Raw genomic sequence first — 24,681 nt, 5'->3', positions numbered from 1 at the left:
CTGTCTTTAATTACATGTTACTGTATAAATCAATCATTTCACCTTCCGCCAGTTGTACAATTGCCTTTTTAACAGCATTTGTTTTACCATTTTGAATACCAGTTTTTGTGTGCTTGGTACTACGATCTGGACGGACATTTATAGTACGAACTTTATCAACAGAAACACCATAAGCAGCTTCCACCGCTTTTTTGATTTCTACCTTGTTCGCCATTGTATTCACTGCGAAAGTGTAGCAGTTTCTTAACTCGCTATCTGCTGTCGCTTTTTCTGTGATTATAGGTTTAATTAAGATATTCATTGTTTCTATTTACTTAAGTTTGTTTCAATTCCCGCCAAAGCTCCTTCTAAAAGCACTACTTGATTTGCATTTAAAATCTTATAAGTACTTAATTCTGAAGATGTTATAACTTCTGAGCTTTTTAAATTGCGCGATGACAAATATACGTTATTATTTGAGCCACCCAACACAAAGAGTGTTTTTTTGTTTTCAAGTTCTAAAGCCTTTAAAACTGCTGTAAAATTCTTTGTCTTTACAGAGTCAAAATTAAAGTCTTCTAAAACTGTAATTGACTTTTCTCCTGCTTTGATACTTAGGGCAGATTTACGTGCTAAACGCTTTAAGTTTTTATTAAGTTTGATGCTGTAATTTCTTGGTCTTGGACCGAACATACGACCACCACCTTTAAATATACCAGACTTAATACTACCTGCTCTTGCTGTACCAGTTCCTTTTTGCTTTTTAATCTTACGTGTAGATCCAGAAATCTCAGCTCTTTCTTTCGATTTGTGAGTTCCTTGACGTTGGTTTGCTAAATATTGTTTAACATCCAAATATACAGCATGATTATTAGGCTCAATAGCAAACACATCTTTAGAAAGGTCTGCCTTTCTACCTGTGTCTTTTCCGTTTATATCTAAAACTGCTACTTTCATTATTTTCTAATAATTACATAAGCGTTTTTGTGACCAGGAACACATCCTTTAACCACAAGTAGATTCTTTTCAGTAACTACTTTTAAAACTCTTAAATTTTGAACTTTAACTGTATCGGTTCCCATACGTCCTGCCATTTTCATTCCTTTGAAAACTCTTGCAGGGTATGATGCCGCTCCAATAGACCCTGGCGCTCTTAAACGGTTATGTTGACCGTGAGTAGCTTGACCTACACCACCGAAACCATGACGTTTTACAACACCTTGAAATCCTTTACCTTTAGATGTTCCTGCTACATCAACGAATTCTCCTTCGTTAAAATGTTCTACAGTGATTGCATCTCCTAATTTGTACTCCTCATCAAAACCTTTAAACTCGACGATTTTGCGTTTTACAGAAGTACCCGCTTTTTTAGCATGACCTAAGTCTGCTTTAGTAGCGCTTTTTTCTGTCGCGTCATCGAAACCTAATTGAACAGCTTTATAGCCGTCAACTTCTTCAGTTCTGACTTGGGTAACGATACATGGTCCAGCTTCGATTACTGTACAAGGAATATTCTTCCCGTTTTCATCAAAGATGCTGGTCATACCGATTTTTTTTCCAATTAACCCAGACATAATTATTTATTTAATTTATTACTATTTATTAAAATTCAAGGCTGAAAATACGTTTCAGCCTTGAATTGTATTTTTACCGTTTTTCCCTCGCTCGCAGCTTAGGACATGTAAGTTTATAACTAAACTTTAATTTCTACTTCAACACCACTTGGTAATTCAAGTTTCATTAACGCATCAATTGTTTTTGATGACGAAGAGTAAATATCTAATAATCTCTTATAAGAGCTTAATTGAAATTGTTCTCTTGATTTCTTATTTACGTGTGGAGAACGTAATACAGTGAAAATTTTCTTGTGAGTTGGTAATGGAATTGGCCCCGTTACTACTGCACCAGTACTTTTTACTGTTTTTACAATCTTGTCAGCAGACTTATCTACTAAGTTGTGATCGTAAGATTTTAATTTTATTCTGATTTTTTGACTCATTTTCTTAAGATTTACGATTCAACGCCTTTAGCAGCTTTAATTACTTCTTCTGAAATATTCGAAGGAGTTTCAGCATAGTGTGAAAATTCCATAGTTGATGTTGCACGACCTGATGACAATGTTCTTAATGTAGTTACATAACCAAACATTTCAGATAATGGCACAGTAGCTTTTACAGTTTTTGCACCAGCTCTATCTCCCATATCACTTACCTGTCCTCTTCTTCTGTTTAAATCACCTACAATATCACCCATATTTTCTTCAGGTGTAATCACCTCAAGTTTCATAATTGGCTCCATGATTACCGCTTTCGCAGCTTTTGCACAGTTTTTAAATCCAAGTTTAGCAGCTAATTCGAAAGATAATTGATCCGAATCCACATCGTGATAAGAACCATCTTTCAATGTTACTTTCATCGCATCAATTTCGTATCCTGCTAAAGGCCCATTAACCATAGCCATTTTAAATCCTTTTTCAATTGAAGGGATAAATTCTTTTGGAACGTTACCACCTTTAATTATAGATTCAAACTGAAGTCCAGTTACACCTTCATCAGCTGGTTCAACCGTAAATACGATATCAGCAAATTTACCACGACCACCAGATTGTTTCTTATAAACTTCTCTATGGTCTGCAGAAGCAGTAATAGCTTCTTTATATTCAACTTGTGGTTGACCTTGATTTACTTCTACTTTAAACTCACGACGTAAACGATCTACAATAACATCTAAGTGAAGCTCACCCATTCCAGAAATAATAGTCTGTCCTGATGCTTCGTCTGAACGCACTGTAAAAGTAGGATCTTCTTCAGCTAATTTAGCTAAACCCATTCCTAATTTATCAACATCTGCTTTAGTTTTAGGCTCTACCGCAATACCAATTACTGGATCAGGGAAGTCCATAGATTCTAAAACTATAGGGTGTTTTTCAGATGAAAGCGTATCTCCTGTTTTGATAGATTTAAACCCAACAGCAGCACCTATATCTCCAGCTTCAATAAAATCAATTGCATTTTGCTTATTAGCATGCATTTGATAAATACGTGAGATACGTTCTTTTTTGCCTGAACGGTTATTTAAAACATAAGAACCTGCATCTAAACGACCAGAATAAGCGCGGAAAAAGGCCAAACGACCCACAAAAGGATCTGTAGCAATTTTAAAGGCTAATGCAGCAAAAGGCTCATCGACACTTGGCTTACGCAATTCTTCTTTTTCAGTATCTGGATTCATTCCTTTAATACCTTCCTTATCCATTGGAGAAGGTAAGTAACGACATACAGCATCTAAAAGAAACTGAACACCTTTATTTTTGAATGCAGATCCACAAATCATAGGAATAATTGCCATATCCATTACAGCAGCTCTAAGTGCAGCATGCACTTCGTCTTCTGTAATAGAATCTTCATCTTCCATAAATTTTTCTAAAAGATCCTCGTCGTAACCAGCAACTTCCTCAATAAGTAGTGCACGATATTTACGAGCTTCTTCTTTAAGTTCTTCTGGAATTTCGATTACATCAAAAGTTGCCCCTTGTGTTTCATCATGCCATACAATAGCACGGTTTTTTACTAAATCGATAATTCCTTTAAAATCTTCCTCGTCACCAATATTTAAAACGATTGGCACCGCGTTAGATTTTAACATATCTTTTACTTGTTGACAAACACCTAAAAAGTCTGATCCTTGACGGTCCATTTTATTAACGAAACCAATTCTAGGCACTTTATAGTTATCAGCTAGTCTCCAGTTAGTTTCAGATTGTGGCTCAACACCATCAACTGCGCTAAATAAAAATACTAAACCATCAAGTACACGTAAAGAACGATTTACTTCAACTGTAAAATCTACGTGACCCGGTGTGTCAATTATATTAAAGTGATAATCCTTTGCATCAGCAGTTGGCTCTCCATTTTCAATTGGAAATTTCCACTCACAAGTTGTAGCAGCAGAAGTAATTGTAATACCCCTTTCTTGCTCTTGCTCCATCCAGTCCATTGTTGCAGCACCATCATGTACTTCTCCAATTTTGTGTGAAACTCCTGTATAATAAAGAATACGCTCTGTAGTAGTAGTTTTTCCTGCATCAATATGTGCAGCAATACCTATATTTCTAGTAAATTTTAAATCTCTTGCCATTTCTTAAAATCTAAAGTGAGAGAATGCTTTGTTTGCCTCTGCCATTTTATGAGTATCAACTCTTTTCTTAACGGCTGCTCCTTCTTCTTTAGCTGCTGCTAAAACTTCAGATGCTAAACGTAACGCCATAGATTTTTCGTTTCTTTTGCGTGAATAGCTAATTAACCATTTCATTGCTGTTGAAACTTTACGATCTGGACGAATTTGCATTGGAATTTGAAACGTTGCACCACCAACACGACGACTACGTACTTCTACGTGAGGCATCACATTTGATAAAGCATCTTTCCAGATTTCTAAAGCTGTTTTTTCTTCGTCAGTTTTTTTTGAGTCTACAATATCAATTGCATCGTAGAATACTTTAAAAGCTACCGATTTCTTACCATCCCACATCATCATGTTAACGAAACGAGTTACTAACTGGTCGTTAAATCGTGGATCCGGCAATAGCGGTCTCTTTTTTGCTGCTCTTTTTCTCATGTCTTCTTCTTAAAGTTTTTTAATTACTTCTTAGGGCGTTTAGCACCATACTTAGATCTACGTTGCGTTCTACCTGAAACACCTGCTGTGTCTAAAGCACCACGTACAATGTGATATCTAACTCCTGGTAAATCTTTTACCCTTCCACCTCTAACCAATACTATCGAGTGCTCTTGTAGATTATGTCCTTCTCCACCGATGTATGCGTTAACCTCGTTACCGTTTGTTAAACGAACCCTTGCTACCTTACGCATTGCTGAGTTAGGTTTTTTAGGAGTTGTTGTGTAAACACGAGTACACACACCACGTCTTTGCGGACAAGAATCTAAAGCAGCCGATTTACTCTTCTTGGTTATTTTGGCTCTTCCTATTCTTACTAATTGTGAAATTGTTGGCATATATATTATATATAAATTTTAAAATCCTCTTTTAAGAGGGCTGCAAAGGTAGAAATTAAAATGAATATTTCAAACCCTAAATCATTAATTTTTAAGAGTTTTCAAAAATTATGGCATTACCTATATTATAAGCGTAGATTTTCCGTTAGATTTACACTAAAATTTAAGTTGGAAGAATTCAGTTTACAGTTTCTAATTACTGCAAAAGATGACCTTTTAGAATTTGAGATTTAATTTATTAACGTGCAAAAAGCTGCTTTTTTACTCATTATTATATATATACTTTTTCCTTTGGAAGGGTTTTGTCAAAATTCAAGTTTAAAAATATATGGTAAAACCGAGGCTGAAACTAAAGTTATTGACTCTTTGAACTATTTAAAGCTGCACAATGACTATATATCTATTAGATCTGAAGTTGACTCCATTCAAAACACCCTTTTTAAAATAGGTTATATTGAAAATGAATTGAAAGCCATTAACAAAAAAAGCGATTCATTATTTATAGCTCAATTTCATCTTAAAAAAAAATATAACACCATATATATATATTATGATAGTTCGGTTATTAATGCATCTATTTTAAAATTGGTCTCAGGCGACGTTTTTGATGACTATTTTATCCTTCCGTTTAGCACAATAGAAAATAGCTTGATTTTTATTAACTCTAAAGCTTCGGAAAAAGGTAATCCGTTTTCAAAATTAAAATTATCTAATATTCAAATTGTTAATAAAAATTTAAAAGCTGATTTAATAATTGATTCTAAAAAACAAAAAAGAACTATTGACAATATTGTAATTAAAGGCTATGATAAATTCCCAAAGTCATATCTGAAGCATTATTTGAAAATTAAACAAAATCAAACTTTTAATTTAAACAAGATTAAACAAAAAACGGACCTATTAAGCAACTTAAAGTTTGCTAATCAAATAAAACCACCAGAAATATTATTTTCAAAAGATTCTACTACCATATATATATACACAGAAAAAGCTAAAAGTAATTCGTTTGATGGCTTTTTGGGTTTTGGCACCAACGAAGACACCAACAAATTGGAGTTTGATGGCTACTTAAATCTAAACTTAACAAACAACTTAAATTTTGGTGAATCGTTTAGCTTACTTTATAAGAGCGATGAAAACGACCAAAAAACATTTAGAACAGATTTATCACTACCTTATTTATTTAAGTCACCCATTGGGATAGATTTGCGTTTACAAATTTTTAAAAAGGACTCTACGTTTACTACGGTAAACCAATCGGCTAAATTGCATTATCAAATAAACTCGAAGCATAAACTTTATGGTGGTATAGTGGTCACCTCTTCTAATAATTTATTGTCTTCAAGTAATTTGCAAAATATTGCGGATTATGATTCGAATTTTTACACACTCGCATATCAGTTTTTAAAATTAGATCGCAATAATTTATTATTTCCTATAAAATCAAGTGTTAATTTAGAAGCTGGCTTTGGCAATAGAAAAGTAACCAACACGAAAGAAAAGCAATTTCAATACTCTATTGAGGCTTTTAAAATTTTTAATCTTAACAACAAAAACAGTTTCTATTTTAAAGTTAATGGCTCTAATTTAATTTCGAACACCTATTTTGAAAATGAACTTTTTCGTTTTGGTGGTATAAACTCTATTCGCGGTTTTGAAGAAAACAGCTTATTCGCGTCAAGCTTTGGAGTTTTAAATGTAGAATACAGGTATCAACTTAATAATACCATATTTATTCACACCATAACAGATTTAGCATACTTTGAAAATAAAATCATAAACAGTAAAGAAAAACTTTTTGGATACGGGTTTGGATTTGGTATTTTAACAAAAACTGGCCTTTTTAAACTTAATTATGCTAATGGCAAACCTGAAAACCAACCTTTTAAATTCTCAAACTCAAAAATTCACTTAAGCTTAATTGCTGATTTTTAAGGGTTTTAAATTGTCATTTTCATAATTTTTTGCCCTAAATATTAAATTTTAACCATTATTTATTGTTTTATTAACTTTTTATTATGATTTTTGACGTGACTAATTCAAATAAATCATAAAATGAAAACAAAGTTTAGTGGAATGCTAACGCTATTACTAGCGTTAGTTGTGCAATTTTCTTTTGCACAAGAAAAGACAATTTCAGGTACGGTTACAGATGGTTCTGGTTTACCGCTTCCTGGAGCAACTGTCTTAGTTAAAGGGACTACTTCAGGTACAACTTCAGATTTCGATGGTAAATATTCAATTAAAGTAAATCAAGGGGACACCCTTGTATTTAGTTTTGTTGGCAATACAACTAAAGAGGTTACTATAGGTAGTTCTAACATAGTAAATGTTACTCTTACAGAAGATGCAACTTCTCTTGAAGAAGTTGTTATAACTGGTAGTGCATCTGGAAAATCGATTAAAGAACTAAGTTTTGCTCTAGGACAAGTAAACAACGAACTTCTGGATAACGTTCCAGCTGCTTCAGCAGGTCAAGCGCTTCAAGGTAAAATTTCAGGTCTTTCCGTTTCTCCTTCAGGGGGACAACCAGGTAGTGATGTTAACATCCAATTAAGAACGGCAAATTCAATAGCTACTGGTCAGAACCCTTTAATTATTTTAGATGGAGTAATCTTAGAAGGCGGACTAGCAGATATTAATACAGAAGATATTGATCGTATTGAGGTAGCTAAAGGTGCAGCGGGAGCTTCATTATATGGGTCTCGAGCGGCAAATGGTGTTATCCAAATATTTTCTAAACGCGGTAAATATAGCGATAAAGTTAACGTTACCTATAGATCTGAAGTTGGTTGGAGAAATGTGAATGCTGAATATGATTTAGCCACAACACACAAGTTCTTAATGCTTCCTGATGGTTCAAATTTTGATTTATCAACAGGTTCAAGACAACTTGATCCTGATGGGTTTGCTGATAATCCGTATCCAGCAGGTAGCCAATTATATGATAATCAAGATAGAGTTTTGCGAACAGGTCAATTCAATTCGCATTTTGCCTCAGTAAATGGAGGAAGTGAAAATTCTAGATATTTATTCTCTTATTCAAGACTTTCTGATGAAGGAATTTTTAAAGAAGTTGATGATTATAGAAGAGATAACTTCAGATTAAACTTAGACAACAAAATTTCTGAGAAACTAAACTTAAAAACTTCGATATTTTATGGTAATTCAAGGAGAGATGCTGCAATTAACTCAGGTTCTACAGCTAATGTTCTTTTCTCTACATTAATGACAGAGCCAATACATGATATGTTAGCTCCTAATGAAGAAGATGGCTCGCCTTACAATTATGATTTTGACACTATTGATGGTAATAATAGAAACCCACTATATAGTTTGGCAAATAATGACAGAGAAGAAAGAAGAAATAGAGTCTTAGGTAATGTAGCCTTAGATTATAAAGTTATGCCATGGCTAACCTTAAACGGTTCATATTCTTATGACTATGAAAATAACGCCTTTGAAAACTATATACCAAAAGGCTTTTTATCTGATAACCCTGATGGGCAGGCTAAAGACATAGGATTTATTCAAAGATCCAATTTCAACGGTCGTGCACAAAACATAAGGTTTAATGCATTATTTCAAGACTCATTTGGTACAGATGATGCATTCAATTTAAACTTTAGATTAAGTTACTTAAATGAAAGATATAAAAGTGCTTTTAACAATGCAGAAGGCTACAATTTAGCAGTGGGTGGTATTCGTTCATTGGACAACATAAAAGATAGACCAGCACTCGCTTCTGAATCTCAGACTATCATATCTGATAGTTATTTTGCAATTGCTGATTTTGATTACAAAGGGAAATATATTTTTAGTGGGGTTGTAAGACGAGAAGGATCTTCTTTATTTGGTCCAGACACCAGGTGGGCAAATTATTTTAGAACTAGTTTAGCTTACAGGGTAACAGAAGATATTGAAATTCCTGGTGTTCAAGAACTAAAATTAAGAGCATCTTACGGTACGGCTGGTATTAGGCCAACGTACGAAATGCGTTTTGAAACATTCTCGTTAAGAAATGGATCAGCTACTAAGTCTACTATAGGAAATAATTTCTTAAAACCTGCAAAAACAGGTGAGTTGGAATTAGGTGTTAATATTGATTTCTTAGACCGTTTCAGTTTTGAATTTAACTATGTTAAAGCAGTAACAGATGATCAAATTCTTAGAGTACCTTTATCAGCGGCTACAGGATTTGGTGCTCAGTGGCGAAATGCTGGAGAAATAGAGGGTACAACTCTTGAAGCTTCTTTAAACTATGATATTATTAAAAATGAGAACTTCTCATGGAACTTAGGAATCGTTTGGGATAAATCTGAACAAAAAATCACACGTCTAGATGTTCCATCATACCTCACGGGACCAGGAACGCAGAACACAACGTTCTTTAGAGTAGAAGAAGGTCAAAACTTTGGTATTATGTATGGTTCCGATTTTATTAAATCTTTATCAGATTTACCTTCGGGTCTAGATCCTAATGATTATCTAGTCAATGGTGAAGGTTATGTAGTAGATGCGGCAACCGGTTCTACCCCTGTAGCAAGAGTTGATGATGAAGGTAATGCATTTTTCGTGATTGGTGATATTACTCCAGATTTTAGAGCGGCTATAAATACAACTTTAAAATATAAAAATTTCTCATTTTATACACTGTTTGATTGGAAACAAGGTGGTGATATTTATAATAGAACCAATCAATGGTTATACCGTGATACAAGACATGCAGTTTCTGCAAATTCGCAAGTTCCAGCTAGTTTCTATGCAGGACTTTATAATACGGGTAATCCAAGTTCTGGATTTGTAGAAGATGGTTCGTTTGTAAAACTAAGAGAACTTTCACTTTACTACACTCTTGATGGTGAAAATATGGGTAACATTGGCAACTTTATAGAGAGTATGAGAATAGGATTCATAGGAAGAAACCTAATTACTTGGACTGATTATACTGGTTTCGATCCTGAAATCACAAATCAAGCTGAAGCAAGTAGATCAGACTTAACAAGTAGAGATACTAATGGTCTTGGTAACGATGTAAATACCCCTGGTGGTGACCCCAACGTATTTAAGGTAGATAACTTCCCTTATCCTACTACCAAATCGTATAGCTTTTCTGTACAATTAAACTTTTAAAAAAAAACAAAATGAAAATATTAAAATTTAATAATATCTTATACATGAGTTTTATACTCATGTTTATATCATGCGCTGATGAAATGGATGCGGTTAAAAACCTTAACAATCCAGACACAAAGCTGGTACTTGCTGTCGGCTCTGATTTAAATGCCGTTGTCGGTGGAGGTTATACTACTTGGTGGCAAGCCAATAATAGAGACACCTATGCAGCCTTAGCAGTTGCCGCTGATCACGGAACCGCTTCTTGGGGGAACTATGGGATGAGATCTTTATCATGGGAGCCAAGAAACCCATTACTTAATGCTGCTTCTTGGGCTGACGTAAACGTTGTGGAGCAACCATGGCAAGGTAATTATGCAGCTATATCGTCTGCAAATGATGTTTTAGGCGCCATAAATAACGACGGTATTGAATGGATTGAAGGTGGAGTAGACAGAACACCTCAGGTTAAGGCTTCTTCTCATTTTTTAAGAGGTCTAGGTTATGGTTATTTGGGGTTACTTTTTGAAAAAGGATTTATTGTTGATGAAAATACAGATCTTTCACAAAAATTACCTTTTGTTCCATACAATGAATTAATTGCACAAGCCATAACTGATTTAGATGCTTGCATAGCTTTGGCATCAAGTAACGATTTCACAATAACTGACAATTTCATTAATGGGATTACGCCTACTAGTGCTGAATTAATCAAGATATGTAATTCTTTTAAAGCACGATTTATTGTACAATCAGCAAGATTTATAGATGAAACTAATGCCATTGACTGGAACACTATAAAAACCCTTACCCAAAATGGTATAACAGAAGATTTTGGACCAACAGGGGACAATGGAGTCATTTGGTGGAGTAATGTTTTTGTTTTTAGCGAATCACCAAATGGTTTTGGAACTTTTGGAGGACGATTAGACATGAGAGTTGTAAATTTACTAGATCCTAGTCAACCAGAATTCTATCCAGCAACCGCTGGTGCAGTCTTAGCTAATCCAGAAATGACCACACCTGATGCTAGAGTTGGAATTGGTAAAGATTTTGAATTCAGAGCAAACATTGTCTTCTTCCCTGCTAGAGGTCAGTTTCATTTTTCTCATTATATAAGTATGCGTTATGCAAATGATGACAACTTTTCGGATGGTGCAGATTCTAAGCAACTTAAATCATTTATGCTTGAGGACAATAGATTATTATTAGCTGAAGCACAAGCTAGATTAGACGAACTTGGAGATGCCGTTGCTACTGTTAACGAAAGTTCTAGGGTAACTAGAGGAAATTTAACGCCTTTAGCTGGTGGTGCTTCTAAAACGGAAATAATGGATGCCATTTTTTATGAGCGCTATGTAGAATTATTCAATTCAGCTTGCGGATCTGGTTTCTTTGACAGAAGAAGAACCAATCAATTACAAGTTGGAACTTTTAGACACTTCCCAGTACCCGCTACAGAGTTACAGGTGATTGAAGAAGAATTATATACTTTTGGAGGTGTAACGGTTGATCCAACAGGTGTAATGCCACATTTCGATATTAGTGCTGCAGCCGCTAGAACTGACGACACAAACATACCTACTTTTAATTAAAAAAGAAATAATGTATTAGTTTAAAACCATCCTTTTTAGGATGGTTTTTTTTATACCTTTAACCCATGCAAGATCAAACTCAAATTTTTGGAATAAGAGCGGTTATAGAAGCTGTAAATGCTGGTAAAAACGTAGATAAAGTTTTTCTTCAAAAAGGCTTAAAAGGCGAATTATTTAGCGAACTAGAATCCTTATTAAACAGGAAATCTATTAACAAATCTTACGTTCCTGTTGAAAAGCTTAATCGCTTAACTAACAAAAACCACCAAGGTGTTGTTGCACAAATATCTCCTATTGAATTTCATGATATGGAAGAATTGGTCTTAAAAGTTATGGAATCTAGAAAAACGCCTTTGTTTTTATTGTTAGATCAATTAAGTGATGTTCGTAATTTTGGTGCTATTATAAGAACTGCTGAATGCACAGGTGTTGATGGCATTATTATTCAGAAAAAAGGCGGCGCGCCTGTAAACGGAGATACCATTAAAACAAGTGCAGGAGCTGTTTTTAAAATACCAATTTGTAAAGTAGATCATATAAAAGATGCTGTATTTTACATGCAAGCTTCTGGTATAAAAGTAATTGCTGCTACCGAAAAAACTCAAGACACATTATACGATGTATCTTTTACAGAACCTTGCGCTATTATTATGGGATCGGAAGGTAGAGGCATTAATCCATCTACTTTAAAAGTGGTTGATGCTAAAGCGAAACTTCCCATTTTGGGCGATATTGAATCGTTAAATGTATCGGTAGCTTGTGGTGCTTTTTTATATGAAGCTGTGAGACAAAGATTAAAATAGATAATTTAGACTACTAAGCTTTTAGATTGTTTGACTAGAGTTATTCATTTTTTTTACCCACTTTATAATTGTAATATATAATGGATTGCTCTTGCTCTTCTTCAGTTTCAAGAGTTTCTATAAAATTACCGTTTTCATCAAAATGTTTTAAAAATGGGTCATTTTCTTCATTATAATCGTCACGTTCCCATACATACTTTTTAGGTTTTGCAATTTCTTTTCTAAAGAATAAAGCAAATAACAAACCCGTTATTAAACCCGATAAATGCCCTTCCCAAGAAATACCTTTTTCAAGAGGGATAGCATACCAAATCATACTCCCGTATAAAAAAATAACCAATAATGACAAAGCAATAAGTCTGTAATGTTTTGCAAACACGCCTTTAAAAAAAGTAAAGCTGACTAAAACATAAATGAGTCCGCTCGCACCAATGTGATACGATGGTCTGCCTATACACCATGTTAGAAATCCTGAAAATAGAATACCAAAAAATAGCACTTTCCAAGCAATAGGACGATAAAAATAAAACAACGCTGTTGACAAAACAAACAATGGAATGGTATTATGATAAATGTGTTGAATATCGCCATGTAAAAACGGACTTAAAACAACACCTCTTAATCCTTTTAAAGTTTGCGGATAAACTCCATATTTACTAAAATTGAAACCAAAACGCACCTCGAACCAAAACACTAACCATATTATTAACACGAATAATACAGGGTAAGCGATAACGCCTGTTGAGAATTTAAAATGTCCTTTATTATTCATTGAACTAAAGATAGCAAATAGTTAACCATCTTTTAATTAGATGCTAAAATGGCAGATATTCCGCGTGAGCGATTGCAGTGGTTAGCTTTTAGTGAGGCGCGCATCGAGCCAAAGCTAGTAACATAAAGCCCGGCCCCGATTTTTTATCGGGGGCACGTCCTAAAAATTTAAAATATAATTTTTGGAATTTAAAATAAATAATACCTTTAAGTTCATAAATTCTTTTGAAAGATTCCTGCCTCCGCAGGAATAAATACTTTAATTTTACGTTATGAATGAGCCTTTAGCCGAACGTTTGCGACCAAAAACTTTAGAAGACTATGTGAGCCAAACACATTTGGTGGGCAAAAACGGTGCGTTAACGCAGCATATAAAACAGGGTTTGATACCCTCGATGATTTTTTGGGGACCACCAGGAACCGGGAAAACAACAATTGCGAATATTATTGCAACTGAATCTGGCAGACCATTTTACACACTTAGTGCCATAAATTCTGGCGTAAAAGATATTCGAGATGTTATTGATAAAGCGAAACAAAGCGGCGGTTTGTTTACTACAAAAAATCCTATTTTGTTTATTGATGAAATTCATAGATTTAGTAAATCTCAGCAAGACTCTTTGCTGCAGGCGGTTGAAAAAGGTTGGATTACTTTAATTGGCGCGACAACCGAAAATCCGAGTTTCGAAGTGATTTCGGCACTTTTATCGCGTTGCCAAGTGTATATCTTAAACGCGTTTGATAAAAAAGATTTAGAAACACTTTTAAAACGCGCTATTGAAAAAGATGAACTGATTTCTAAAAAAACTATTAATTTAAAAGAGACCAATGCGCTTTTAAAACTTTCTGGTGGAGACGCACGGAAACTACTAAATATTTTTGAGCTGATTGTAAATTCATACGACTCGAATACCGTTACAATTACCGATGAAGACGTTTTAAAAAAGATTCAAAACAACACCGTGCGCTACGATAAAACGGGCGAACAGCATTACGATATCATTTCGGCGTTTATAAAATCCATTCGCGGCAGTGACCCAAATGCTGCGGTTTATTGGCTGGCTCGTATGGTTGAAGGCGGTGAAGATGTTAAGTTTATTGCGCGCCGTTTACTCATTCTTGCCAGCGAAGATATTGGCAACGCCAACCCAACCGCTTTGGTAATTGCCAACAACACATTTCAGGCAGTAACGACTATTGGTTACCCAGAATCCAGAATTATTTTAAGTCAATGCGCCACCTATTTAGCTTGTTCACCAAAAAGCAATGCCGCCTACAAAGCCATTGGCAAAGCACAACAATTGGTTAAGGAAACTGGTGATTTAAGTGTGCCGTTGGAGGTTAGAAATGCCCCCACAAAACTGATGAAAGAACTCGGTTATGGTGATAATTACAAGTATGCACATAATTACGATGCTAACTTTGCAAATCAAGAATTTATGCCAGACGATATAAAAAACTCCAAACTTTATGACCCTGGAAATAATGCTAGAGAAAATGCACATCGTGAGTTTTTAAAACAACGTTGGAAAGATAAATATGGGTATTAAATCAGTTCACAGTATTCAGTCGCAGTTTAATTTGTTATTATGTAACACTAGAACTTAATATTTAAAGTTTCCTGTTTCAAAACACTTTTTGAATAAAACTCTAAAATCCAATCATCTCCTTTTTTGTAGATAATAGCACTTTTATTTTCAACTAAAAACACGTTATCTAAGTTTGTACTTTTAATTCTGTAAACCACTTTTGGAGAGCTATCAACTAACTGAAAGCCGTTTTCAATTTCCTGCGCATACAATACGTTAGACACACCTTCTATAACGCTTTCCATAGGTTTCATTTCTTTTACAGGAACATCAACAACTTTTTCTTCTTTAAGAGATTGTATTTCTTCTTTTAGTTTCTGAATTTCTTGAGCAACCTTATTTTTAGTTTCAACATCTTTTTTAGTAACAGTAACCACATTTTTATTATTAGGTATATAACTATAGTTTATATTTTCAAAAGATTTAAAAGCATTTCGTAAGGCTTCATTATAGGCTTTACTATAATCTTTTATTCTACTTTCTCCTAATTGCGATGTATAAATTACTTGATCGTTACAATCTTTTAAAATAACCGTTAATTTTGTTTTAAACATTCCAGGTTCTTTTAAAACATTAGAATTTAAACCTATGCAGCGATTTTGTTTAAAATCGTCTGGATAATTTTCACCTTCCATTAAAGTGATAAAACCCTGTTTTTCAAATAAAAACTTCCCTAGCTCATTTATACGATATTGATTTTCTTCTTTTAAAAAATCGAATTTTTTAGGAACAATTACATATTTGTAATCGTTTAAATTGGTTTGAGAGAATACGCTTGTAATAATAAAACAAGCAATAAGTGTTGTAAATAATTTAGTTTTCATCTGTTTATGTTTATTATTTCTTAAAGGTAAATGTAACATCCATTTAATCATTTCTTTATGCGATTAAATTTCTAGTTATGGCTATTTTATTAAATATTTTAGTAAATGCCTAATTGTAAAGATACACTTTACAAATATTTTTTTAAATGAATTAAGTTGTTAATTTGTTTAATATCTTGATGTATAGGTTCATTTTTAATGTCAAAAAAAATGGCATCCATACCTATATTTATGGCACCAAGTATGTCTGCTTCATAATTATCTCCTATCATTAAAGCCTGATTTACAGGTATATTTGCAACTTTTAGCGCATGTATAAAAATCTTAGGATTTGGCTTTTTAACACCAACCGATTCTGAATTAGTTACGGTTTTAAAATAATGATTGATACTAGCATTTTCCATTTTATCTTGCTGCACCTCTCTAAATCCATTTGTAATAATATGGAGATTATAACTATATTTTAAATAATCTAAAATTTCAAAAGTATTTTCAAACAAATGATTAAAGCTAATTAAATGTGTAATATAATCTTCTGAAAGTTGATTTATTATATTTTTTTCTACAGTAAAATTTATTGCATTAAAAGTATCATTCAATCTCCCAAAACGCAATGACTCTTTATCTATTTTTTCTTCTCTATAAAGCTTCCAATAATTTAAGTTTATAGGTTCGTAATACGATAAAAAATCATGTAAACTAACATTAATATTATTCATCTCAAAAATCTTATGGAATGTTAGTGCTGAGTTTTTATCAAAATCCCAAAGTGTGTGATCTAAATCAAAAAATATATCTGTAATACCTTTAATCTTCATTTACTGATTCTAAAATAATATTAAACAAGTCTTTAAACCCTCTCCAACGTGGTTCGTTACCAAATGTATAGTTATGAAATACAGGAACAAATTCTCCGTTTACCTCTTTTATTTCATTTATAATTTGATTTAAAACTTTCTTTTTATCTAATAATGATTGTGTTTTTAACAACGCATAATCCATAAGATGATATGAGTGTATTTTTAGAGGCGTTTGCACTTCGTAATCTAAATCGTAAAACAAAAATGGTGTGCAAGATCCTGCTCTAAAACCTATATGATTAATGTAACCCATGGTGTAATCTTCTTTAATTTCTAATTCTACAAGATTTCTGTAAGATTCTGGCAAATTAAGTTTTGAATACGATTGTCTTGATGCTGTTAAAGAAGTGTTTATAATAGCCTCCATTTGTAACTTTTCTTTCTTTAAAACTAATATATTATCAATGGCAAAAAAGGATGTTTTTAATCCAACAATGCAGTAATCTGCTACTTGTTTAATAAGCGATATAAATTTCTTTTTATTGGCATTAATACCTTTATCGTAAGTAGAATACGCTCCAATTAAAAAGAAAAACACGAATTTAAAACGACTTTGCTTTTGCTTATTTATAATGTATTTAAAAGTATCAAACGGATCATGCTTTAAACCAAAAATCACCATAAATCTATTATAAAGACTTTTAAATTTTAATCGTAGTAAATCTTTAACAGCACCACCCCAAGTTCTCATAATGCCTTTTAGTTTATAATTATAGGCACTCGGTACATCTATTATTGGTTTTATACTATATACTCTTTTAGGGAAATTAAAATCAGGAAAATGATTTTGCAAAGCATCTTTAAGCTTAAACGCCCAAATATCTACAACAGGTTGATGTAAAAAACCATGTTTGAACGCAATACTTTCGGTAGCTAAAAAACGCCCGAATTCGTCTCTTACTTGCGGTAAATATTCTTCGTATCTAGATAATAAATAAAATGAGGAAGCAAAAATATCAAACGGTATAGCACTCTTTTCACCATTAAAAAAAAAGCCTTTAGTTTCGTCCCAATCATGTATATGTATTTCTACATCCGATAAGCCTTGCTCAAATAAAATATCATGGCTCTTAATAAAAAATTCGTTACCAAGTTGTTGTTTTGTATACGACATTTTTAAACTATCGTGCGCAATAAATTTTTCGATTTTTGTAGTAAACGAAACATCAATACCCAATACTCTTGTGAAAATATGCTTGAAAACATATTTTATTCTTGGTGATATTTTATGAGTGTATACTAATAACATTTTATAAATGTAAATTCTAAAATTTAAAAAAAACAAATTCCAAAGATTCTCTGTTTTTGGAATTTGAAATTTGAGTTTTAACTTTTCGCATTTCTAAAGAAATGCTTCATCAGCAAAACTAAAGTATGCTTTTTCTGTTATAATTAAGTGATCTAGCACTTTTATATCTAAACTTTCAGCTGCTGCTTTTAATTTTTGAGTGATTTGTTTATCGGCTTCACTAGGTTTTAAGGTTCCAGATGGATGATTATGAGTTAAAATTAAACCTGTGGCCCCTAGCTGCAATGCATTTTTAAGCACCAAACGTACATCTACCAAAGTACCTGTAATACCGCCTTTACTTAATTGATTCTTTTGAATCACTTTATTAGAATTATTCATATAAATAATCCAAAATTCTTCGTGTTGCAATTCACCAATAATAGGTTGCATCAATTCGAAAACCGACGTGCTGGACGTAATTTTATTTTTCTCCAAAGCATCTTCTCCTCGTCGTCGTCGCCCTAATTCCATCGCAGCAGTAATAGTTATGGCTTTCGCTTCTCCAATACCTTTAAATTCCATTAATTGTTCAACAGATAACTTCCCTAACTCGCTTAAATTATTACCTGTACTTGCCAAAATACGTTTGCATAATGCCACGGCACTCTCTTCTCTGTTACCCGAACCAATTAAAATAGCGACTAACTCAGCATCACTTAAAGCTGACTTACCTTTATAGAGTAATTTCTCGCGAGGCTGGTCATCTTGCGCCCAATTTTTTATTGAAAATGATGATGGTTTTTCAGACATTTGATAAATCTACATAATTTTTTCATTTTTGTTTTATAAGAAAACGAAGAAAATTATAGAGTAGATTACCTTAGACAGAAAAGATATACTATTAACTATATCAGAGCAACTATAATTATTGTAAATTTCGAGTGCAATTAAAATATGAAATATGAAGTCTTTATTTGAAACTGAAACTCAGCAAATCATTTTAAGCAGAATACAAAACTTAAATGAAACACTGCAACCCAATTGGGGTAAGATGGATGTTGCTCAAATGCTTACCCATTGCCAAAAACCATTAGAAGTTGCCAATGGCACCTTACAATTAAATACAAAAATTGGTTTTGCAAAAAAACTTATGCTTAAGCTTTTTAAATCTGCCATGTACAATGATAAACCTTGGCAGAAAAATTTAGGAACCGTAAGAGAATTTAGAATAATTGATACCCAAGAATTTCTAAGTCAAAAAGAAAAATTAATACATGTTATTAATCAATTTTCACAATTAAAAGAAAAAACAAGTTGGCCTACCCATCCGCTTTTTGGAGATTTTACTACTGAGCAATGGGGCAAAATGCAATACAAACATTTAGATCATCACTTAACTCAATTCGGTGTTTAATAGTTATGAATTACCCACCAAAACACCATCAAGAATCCGATATTAATCACATGATTGAAGTGATTAAAACTTATCCTTTAGCAACTGTTATTTCTGTAAAAAACAATGTACCTATGGTAACGCATATCCCTTTAGTTTATAATGAAAGCGGAAAACTAATTGGACATATAGACAAATATAACCCTCAAACAGAATTACTTAAAGATAATAACCCAGTAACTATTATTTTTTCAGGACCGCAATGCTACATTTCTCCAAGTATTTATACAACCTCGCAATTCCCAACTTGGAATTACATAAAAGTGCATATAAAAGGTACAGTAACCCAAGTAAACGATGAAGAAAAAGTTAAACAAAGCTTAGTAGATATGACTAATTTACTTGAAGCTCCAGACCATAAATTCAAACTAAAAACAGATAATCCACGAATGCACGGTTTAATTAATTACATTAAAGGTTTTGAGATTGATATTACCGATTGGGAAGGCAAATTTAAACTCTCTCAAGACAAAAAAAAGAGCGATATCGTTAATGCGAAAGCTGAACTTATACGTGCCAACAAATCTAATATTGAATCTTTTTTAAGTAAAGTATTTAACTAGAAACAACATGAAGAACTCCGTACTAGTTCTACTTTTTTTCATACTCTTTAATATTATAGGTTGCAATAAACCAATAAAGAAAGTAGAGCAAAAACCAAACATTATTTATGTTTTAGCAGACGATTTAGGCTACGGCGATATATCTAGCTTTAATGAAAACGGAAAAATAAAAACACCAAATATTGATCAATTAGTTAGCGAAGGCATCAAGTTTACAGATGCGCATACCTCATCAGCCGTTTGTACACCAACACGATACGGTATTTTAACAGGTCGATACAATTGGAGAAGTACATTAAAAAGCGGTGTGCTTACAGGAACATCAAAAGCATTAATTCCAAACTCAAGAAGCACAGTAGCTTCCATATTAAAAAAACAAGGTTACCACACCGCATTTATAGGGAAATGGCATTTAGGTTGGGACTGGACATTGAAACACAAGGATTCTATGCTTGGAAGTGGTTGGAATGCCAAAGATTTTGATAATATAGATTTTACTAAGCCCATAAAAAATGGCCCAAACGATTTAGGTTTTACTTATGCTTACGGGCATTCTGGTTCGTTAGATATGGCGCCATATGTATATGTTGAAAACGGAAATATTACTATGGTTCCAGATTCTGTTACTGTTGATACCGGTAAATATACTTGGTGGCGAAAAGGACCAACTTCAAAAGATTTTATTCATGATGATGTTACGCCTAATTTCTTTAGAAAATCATTTGAATACATCACCGAAAAAGCTAAAGATGATAATCCATTTTTCTTATATCTAGCGCTACCATCACCACATACACCCATTTTACCAACTGAAGAGTGGTTGGGTAAAAGCAATTTAAATCCATATGCAGATTTTATGATGCTTATTGATGCTTATATGGGTCAACTTACCAAAACTATAAAAGAAGCTGGAATTGAAAATAACACCATTATTATTTTTACAAGTGATAACGGATGTTCTCCACAAGCAGATTTTGAAATTTTAAAAGCTAAAAATCATAACCCGAGTTACATATATCGCGGACATAAGGCTGATATTTACGAAGGCGGACATCATGTGCCTTTTATTGTTAAATGGCCGAAAAACATAAAAAAAGGTATCACTTCAAATGAAACTATTTGTACAACAGATTTTATGGCAACTTGTGCCGAAATTTCTGGATACAAACTCTTAGACGACGAAGCCGAAGACAGCTATAGTTTAATGCCAATATTCAATCAAGAAAAACTTAGTAAGCCGTTTAGAGAAGCAACCATTCATCATTCCATTAACGGAAGTTTTGCTATTAGAAAAGACGAATGGAAACTTATTATGTGTGCAGGTTCTGGTGGTTGGAGTTTTCCACGACCAGATGATAAAACAGCTATCGATTCTTTACCTAAATATCAGCTTTATAATTTAGAAAAAGATCCGAGTGAAACTCATAATGTAATAGCATTGAATCCCGAGAAAGTAGAAGAATTAAAATCCTTACTTACCAAATATATTATTGAAGGACGAAGTACACCTGGAAAACCTCAACAAAATGATTCGATTTCATTTGATTGGAAACAAATAAAATTTATTGAATAATCTATATTATACAAACTTGACTTTGTCAGAAAAAAAGCATAATTTCGTTTAACTGCTGATATAAAACATTAAAACGATTTCATATCAATTGAGCATTGGCAGCAATATCTATTAACCATTGACAAAATCCGAAAGACATCACTACATTCCAGAATTTATTATCAGAGGTTTCACGAATTCTGATGGAAAAGTAGCAGTTTTCAACAAAGAGAAAATGGCAATGGAGCCATTAATGAAAAGCCCAAAACAAATTTTTTTCGAATGGAATAGAAACACTTTCAGAGCAAAAAATGAACTAACTGATTTCGTAGAAAAGTTGTATGGAAATTGTGAAAACAAATTTGCGCCAGTTTACAAAAGATTTACACAAAATATCGATGATAGAGAATTTAATCTGACAGATCTTTTTCACGTAATACATTACATTGGAATTCTACACGCATCATTACCTGTAAGAGACTCTGAAATCGAGGAACTTATTAAAAATTCAAAGAAAGAAGATTTCTTTCTAAATATAATTAATACCGAAACTGGAGAGGTAAGTGTTAATGCAGATGACTCTTTTGAGAAATTTAAAAGTGAGCCAGCATTCATTCAGTCCGTCAAAATTATGAAAGCAATTGCAGATTTCATGAAAAATGAGACTTATCTAACTACTGACAATTGGAAAAGTTACAGTTCATCAGGTAATGGAAGTTTTCATTTAATCAGTGATAATCCTGTTATATTAAGAGACAAAGACGTAAAATCAATTTATGATTCAGAATTAATTTTCCAATTATCAAAATCAACATCAATTGTTCATACCAAAGGAAAATCAATTAAGGCTATTTCGGGAGAAGATAAGGTGATGACAGATATGCTAATCTTTCTACAATCCGATAAGTATGTTGCTGGACCAGATTTTAATTATCTTGAGACAATTGCCAATTTATGCATAAAGAAAAAATATGATAAACCAGAAGCAGTTGATTATTTAAAAAAGAAATTATTCCAACTTTTTGATTAATACAGCTGCCAACAAAGACGTGTATAATCAATTGCTTGATTATAGCCTACTTGGAAATTCCTTCGGAATTTCCTCTAGTTCGTTCTATTTTGCTAACTTAGTTCCTAACCAACGCAACTGAACCATACACGAACACGTTAAACGAACTACTTAAAAACTAATTATTTTTTCCTTTCTATAACATAATTCACCATAAGTTTTAGTGAACTTTTATATTCAGAATCTGGGTAAGTTTCCAATAGTTGTAAAGCTTCTGTTTGAAATTGTTTCATCTTACCAACAGCATAATCTAAACCACTATTAGCTTTAACAAAGGCAATCACTTCTTTAACGCGTTTGGTATCTTTATTATGATTTTTAATAGAATTGATTAGCCAACGTTTATCTTTCTTTGAAGCTTGATTGAGCACATAAATTAAAGGCAACGTCATTTTTTGTTCCTTAATATCAATTCCTGTTGGCTTACCTATTTGTGTGTCTCCATAATCAAACAAATCGTCTTTTATTTGAAATGCCATCCCAATAAGCTCACCAAACTTTCGCATGGTTTCAACATCTTTAGAATCTGGTTTTACAGATGCTGCACCTAAACTACAACACGCCGCAATAAGTGTTGCTGTTTTTTGACGAATAATCTCGTAATAAATGGCTTCTGTAATATCTAGTTTGCGTGCCTTTTCTATTTGAAGCAGTTCACCCTCACTCATTTCACGAACGGCAATAGAAATGATTTTAAGTAAATCGAAATCGTTATTATCAATAGACAACAACAAGCCTTTAGAGAGTAAATAATCGCCAATTAAAACGGCTATTTTATTTTTCCAAAGCGCGTTTATAGAGAAGAAACCTCGACGGCGGTTACTATCGTCCACCACATCATCGTGTACCAAAGTAGCTGTGTGAATCAACTCAATAACTGATGCGCCTCTGTAAGTACGCTCACTTACTTCGCCATTCGACACCATTTTAGATACCAAAAACACAAACATAGGACGCATTTGTTTCCCTTTTCGGTTAACAATGTAATGCGTAATTCTATTAAGTAAAGCGACTTTACTAGACATAGAAAGTTGGAACTTCTGCTCGAAAAGATCCATTTCGTAGGCTATAGGCTGCTTTATTTGTTCTACTATTTTCATTTGAAGATTCAAAGATAATATTTCAAATGAAAATATGAGAGATATATTGAAGAGATTCCCGCCTTCACTTCGACAAGCTCAGTGTGACACACGGGAATGACAATTTGATTAACTTTTATTGGCTAATTGACCGCAAGCCGCATCAATATCTTTACCTCTGCTTCGGCGCACATTAACCACTATTCTGTTTTTTTCTAAGGTATCAATGTAGTTTTCTAAGGCTTCGTTTGTTGCTTGTTGAAAATCGCCATCATCAATGGGGTTGTACTCTATAATATTAACTTTACAAGGCACATATTTGCAAAACTTTACAAAAGCATCAATATCTTTTTGAGCATCGTTTATACCTTTCCAAATTACATATTCATAACTTATTTTACGATTTGTTTTTTCGTACCAATATTCTAAAGACTCTTTTAAATCTTTTAAAGGAAATGTTTCGTTAAAAGGCATAATGGCAGTTCGAACTTCATCGATAGCTGAATGTAGTGATACAGCTAAATTAAATTTAACGGCATCATCCGCCATTTTTTTAATCATTTTTGGCACTCCAGAAGTTGAAACTGTAATTCGCTTTGGCGACATCCCTAAACCTTCGGGCGATGTAATTTTATCGATAGCTTTAATAACGTTGTTATAATTCATTAATGGTTCGCCCATACCCATAAATACAATATTACTTAACGGACGATTGTGGTATAACCTACTTTCGTTATCAATAGCAACCACTTGGTCGTAAATTTCGTCTGGGTTTAAATTACGCATGCGCTTTAAACGTGCAGTGGCACAAAACTTACAATCTAAACTACAGCCTACTTGACTTGACACACAGGCTGTTGTTCGGGTTGCTGTTGGAATTAAAACAGATTCAACAATTAATCCATCGTGCAAACGTACTGCATTTTTAACTGTACCATCGCTACTACGCTGCATGGTATCTACTTTTATGTGATTAATTACAAAGTTATCTTCGAGCATTTGACGTGTTTCTTTTGAAACATTAGTCATATCTTCGAAAGTATGTGCAGATTTTTGCCATAGCCATTCATAAACTTGATTGCCTCTAAAGGCTTTATCACCTTGCTTTACAAAGAAATCTCTTAATTGTTCTTTGGTTAATGCGCGTATGTCTTTTTTCTTATCTGTCATAAGTTTTGCAAAA

Annotated in this window: 23 protein-coding genes; 9 read left to right on the top strand and 14 right to left on the bottom strand. The window is 33.2% G+C overall.

Annotated elements, in window-relative coordinates:
- Positions 1–10: 10 nt before the first annotated feature.
- The 7 genes from rplW to rpsL form a co-directional block, all read right to left on the bottom strand.
- On the bottom strand, positions 11–301 hold the full coding sequence (rplW, locus tag RG22_RS11415; protein ID WP_034043294.1) for a 50S ribosomal protein L23: 291 nt from the start codon (positions 299–301) through the stop codon (positions 11–13).
- Positions 302–306: 5 nt separating this feature from the next.
- Positions 307–936, bottom strand: a complete 630-nt coding sequence (rplD, locus tag RG22_RS11410) for a 50S ribosomal protein L4 (protein ID WP_034043291.1) — start codon at positions 934–936, stop codon at positions 307–309.
- The gene (gene rplC / locus RG22_RS11405; protein WP_034043288.1) at positions 936–1,553 is read right to left on the bottom strand and encodes a 50S ribosomal protein L3; all 618 of its coding nucleotides are present in this window, start codon (positions 1,551–1,553) and stop codon (positions 936–938) included. Before rplC ends, rplD begins: the two co-directional genes overlap by 1 nt.
- Positions 1,554–1,672: 119 nt before the next feature.
- Complete coding sequence (gene rpsJ / locus RG22_RS11400) at positions 1,673–1,978, bottom strand: 30S ribosomal protein S10 (RefSeq protein ID WP_007650482.1); 306 nt, start codon at positions 1,976–1,978, stop codon at positions 1,673–1,675.
- A gap of 11 nt (positions 1,979–1,989) precedes the next feature.
- Positions 1,990–4,116: an elongation factor G gene (fusA, locus tag RG22_RS11395; protein WP_034043284.1), complete on the bottom strand. Its 2,127-nt coding sequence runs from the start codon at positions 4,114–4,116 to the stop codon at positions 1,990–1,992.
- 3 nt (positions 4,117–4,119) lie between these two features.
- Positions 4,120–4,596: a 30S ribosomal protein S7 gene (gene rpsG / locus RG22_RS11390; protein ID WP_034043281.1), complete on the bottom strand. Its 477-nt coding sequence runs from the start codon at positions 4,594–4,596 to the stop codon at positions 4,120–4,122.
- 23 nt (positions 4,597–4,619) lie between these two features.
- Positions 4,620–4,994 (bottom strand): 30S ribosomal protein S12, encoded by a 375-nt coding sequence (gene rpsL, locus RG22_RS11385; RefSeq protein ID WP_034043278.1) that lies wholly within the window; start codon positions 4,992–4,994, stop codon positions 4,620–4,622.
- A 243-nt stretch (positions 4,995–5,237) separates the two neighbouring features.
- On the opposite strand from rpsL, the gene RG22_RS11380 reads away from it, so the two are divergent.
- The 4 genes from RG22_RS11380 to rlmB all read left to right on the top strand — a co-directional run bounded on the left by RG22_RS11380 (position 5,238) and on the right by rlmB (position 12,507).
- Entirely contained in the window at positions 5,238–6,929 is a 1,692-nt protein-coding gene (locus RG22_RS11380; RefSeq protein WP_081997715.1) for a POTRA domain-containing protein, read from the top strand.
- Positions 6,930–7,049: 120 nt separating this feature from the next.
- Positions 7,050–10,127, top strand: a complete 3,078-nt coding sequence (locus RG22_RS11375) for a SusC/RagA family TonB-linked outer membrane protein (RefSeq protein ID WP_034043276.1) — start codon at positions 7,050–7,052, stop codon at positions 10,125–10,127.
- An 11-nt stretch (positions 10,128–10,138) separates the two neighbouring features.
- Positions 10,139–11,704: a RagB/SusD family nutrient uptake outer membrane protein gene (locus RG22_RS11370; RefSeq protein WP_081997714.1), complete on the top strand. Its 1,566-nt coding sequence runs from the start codon at positions 10,139–10,141 to the stop codon at positions 11,702–11,704.
- A 65-nt stretch (positions 11,705–11,769) separates the two neighbouring features.
- Positions 11,770–12,507, top strand: coding sequence for a 23S rRNA (guanosine(2251)-2'-O)-methyltransferase RlmB (gene rlmB, locus RG22_RS11365; RefSeq protein WP_034043272.1), 738 nt, complete (start codon positions 11,770–11,772; stop codon positions 12,505–12,507).
- Between the two features lie 40 nt (positions 12,508–12,547).
- On the opposite strand, the gene RG22_RS11360 is transcribed toward rlmB, so the two are convergent.
- Entirely contained in the window at positions 12,548–13,279 is a 732-nt protein-coding gene (locus tag RG22_RS11360) for a rhomboid family intramembrane serine protease (RefSeq protein ID WP_034043270.1), read from the bottom strand.
- A gap of 271 nt (positions 13,280–13,550) precedes the next feature.
- On the opposite strand from RG22_RS11360, the gene RG22_RS11355 reads away from it, so the two are divergent.
- Positions 13,551–14,828, top strand: coding sequence for a replication-associated recombination protein A (locus RG22_RS11355; protein ID WP_034043267.1), 1,278 nt, complete (start codon positions 13,551–13,553; stop codon positions 14,826–14,828).
- A 47-nt stretch (positions 14,829–14,875) separates the two neighbouring features.
- Here the strand turns inward: RG22_RS11355 and RG22_RS11350 are convergent, their stop codons facing one another.
- From RG22_RS11350 to radC, 4 genes are all read right to left on the bottom strand, one after another.
- Positions 14,876–15,691 (bottom strand): hypothetical protein, encoded by an 816-nt coding sequence (locus RG22_RS11350; protein WP_034046022.1) that lies wholly within the window; start codon positions 15,689–15,691, stop codon positions 14,876–14,878.
- Between the two features lie 128 nt (positions 15,692–15,819).
- A complete protein-coding gene (locus tag RG22_RS11345; protein ID WP_034043264.1) occupies positions 15,820–16,509 on the bottom strand; it encodes a YjjG family noncanonical pyrimidine nucleotidase in 690 nt (229 codons plus the stop codon).
- Entirely contained in the window at positions 16,499–17,800 is a 1,302-nt protein-coding gene (locus RG22_RS11340) for a polysaccharide deacetylase family protein (RefSeq protein WP_034043261.1), read from the bottom strand. The genes RG22_RS11345 and RG22_RS11340 overlap by 11 nt, the downstream gene beginning before the upstream one ends.
- Positions 17,801–17,893: 93 nt before the next feature.
- Entirely contained in the window at positions 17,894–18,592 is a 699-nt protein-coding gene (gene radC, locus RG22_RS11335) for a RadC family protein (RefSeq protein ID WP_034043259.1), read from the bottom strand.
- A 151-nt stretch (positions 18,593–18,743) separates the two neighbouring features.
- Between radC and RG22_RS11330 the strand changes: the two genes are divergently transcribed.
- The 4 genes from RG22_RS11330 (at position 18,744) to RG22_RS11315 (ending at position 22,380) form a co-directional block, all read left to right on the top strand.
- Entirely contained in the window at positions 18,744–19,196 is a 453-nt protein-coding gene (locus RG22_RS11330; RefSeq protein ID WP_034043257.1) for a DUF1569 domain-containing protein, read from the top strand.
- Between the two features lie 5 nt (positions 19,197–19,201).
- Positions 19,202–19,798, top strand: a complete 597-nt coding sequence (locus RG22_RS11325) for an FMN-binding negative transcriptional regulator (RefSeq protein ID WP_034043255.1) — start codon at positions 19,202–19,204, stop codon at positions 19,796–19,798.
- Positions 19,799–19,805: 7 nt separating this feature from the next.
- Positions 19,806–21,371, top strand: a complete 1,566-nt coding sequence (locus tag RG22_RS11320; protein WP_034043253.1) for a sulfatase family protein — start codon at positions 19,806–19,808, stop codon at positions 21,369–21,371.
- Between the two features lie 118 nt (positions 21,372–21,489).
- Positions 21,490–22,380 (top strand): DUF4238 domain-containing protein, encoded by an 891-nt coding sequence (locus RG22_RS11315; protein WP_034043251.1) that lies wholly within the window; start codon positions 21,490–21,492, stop codon positions 22,378–22,380.
- A 161-nt stretch (positions 22,381–22,541) separates the two neighbouring features.
- Here the strand turns inward: RG22_RS11315 and RG22_RS11310 are convergent, their stop codons facing one another.
- Both RG22_RS11310 and rlmN read right to left on the bottom strand, forming a co-directional pair.
- A complete protein-coding gene (locus tag RG22_RS11310) occupies positions 22,542–23,519 on the bottom strand; it encodes a polyprenyl synthetase family protein (RefSeq protein ID WP_034043250.1) in 978 nt (325 codons plus the stop codon).
- A 108-nt stretch (positions 23,520–23,627) separates the two neighbouring features.
- Complete coding sequence (rlmN, locus tag RG22_RS11305; RefSeq protein ID WP_034043248.1) at positions 23,628–24,668, bottom strand: dual-specificity RNA methyltransferase RlmN; 1,041 nt, start codon at positions 24,666–24,668, stop codon at positions 23,628–23,630.
- Positions 24,669–24,681 lie beyond the last annotated feature (13 nt).

Source organism: Wocania ichthyoenteri Th78, from assembly GCF_000789235.1.
Taxonomy (GTDB): Bacteria; Bacteroidota; Bacteroidia; order Flavobacteriales; family Flavobacteriaceae; genus Wocania_A; species Wocania_A ichthyoenteri.
This window is presented reverse-complemented; position numbering and strand designations above follow the sequence as displayed.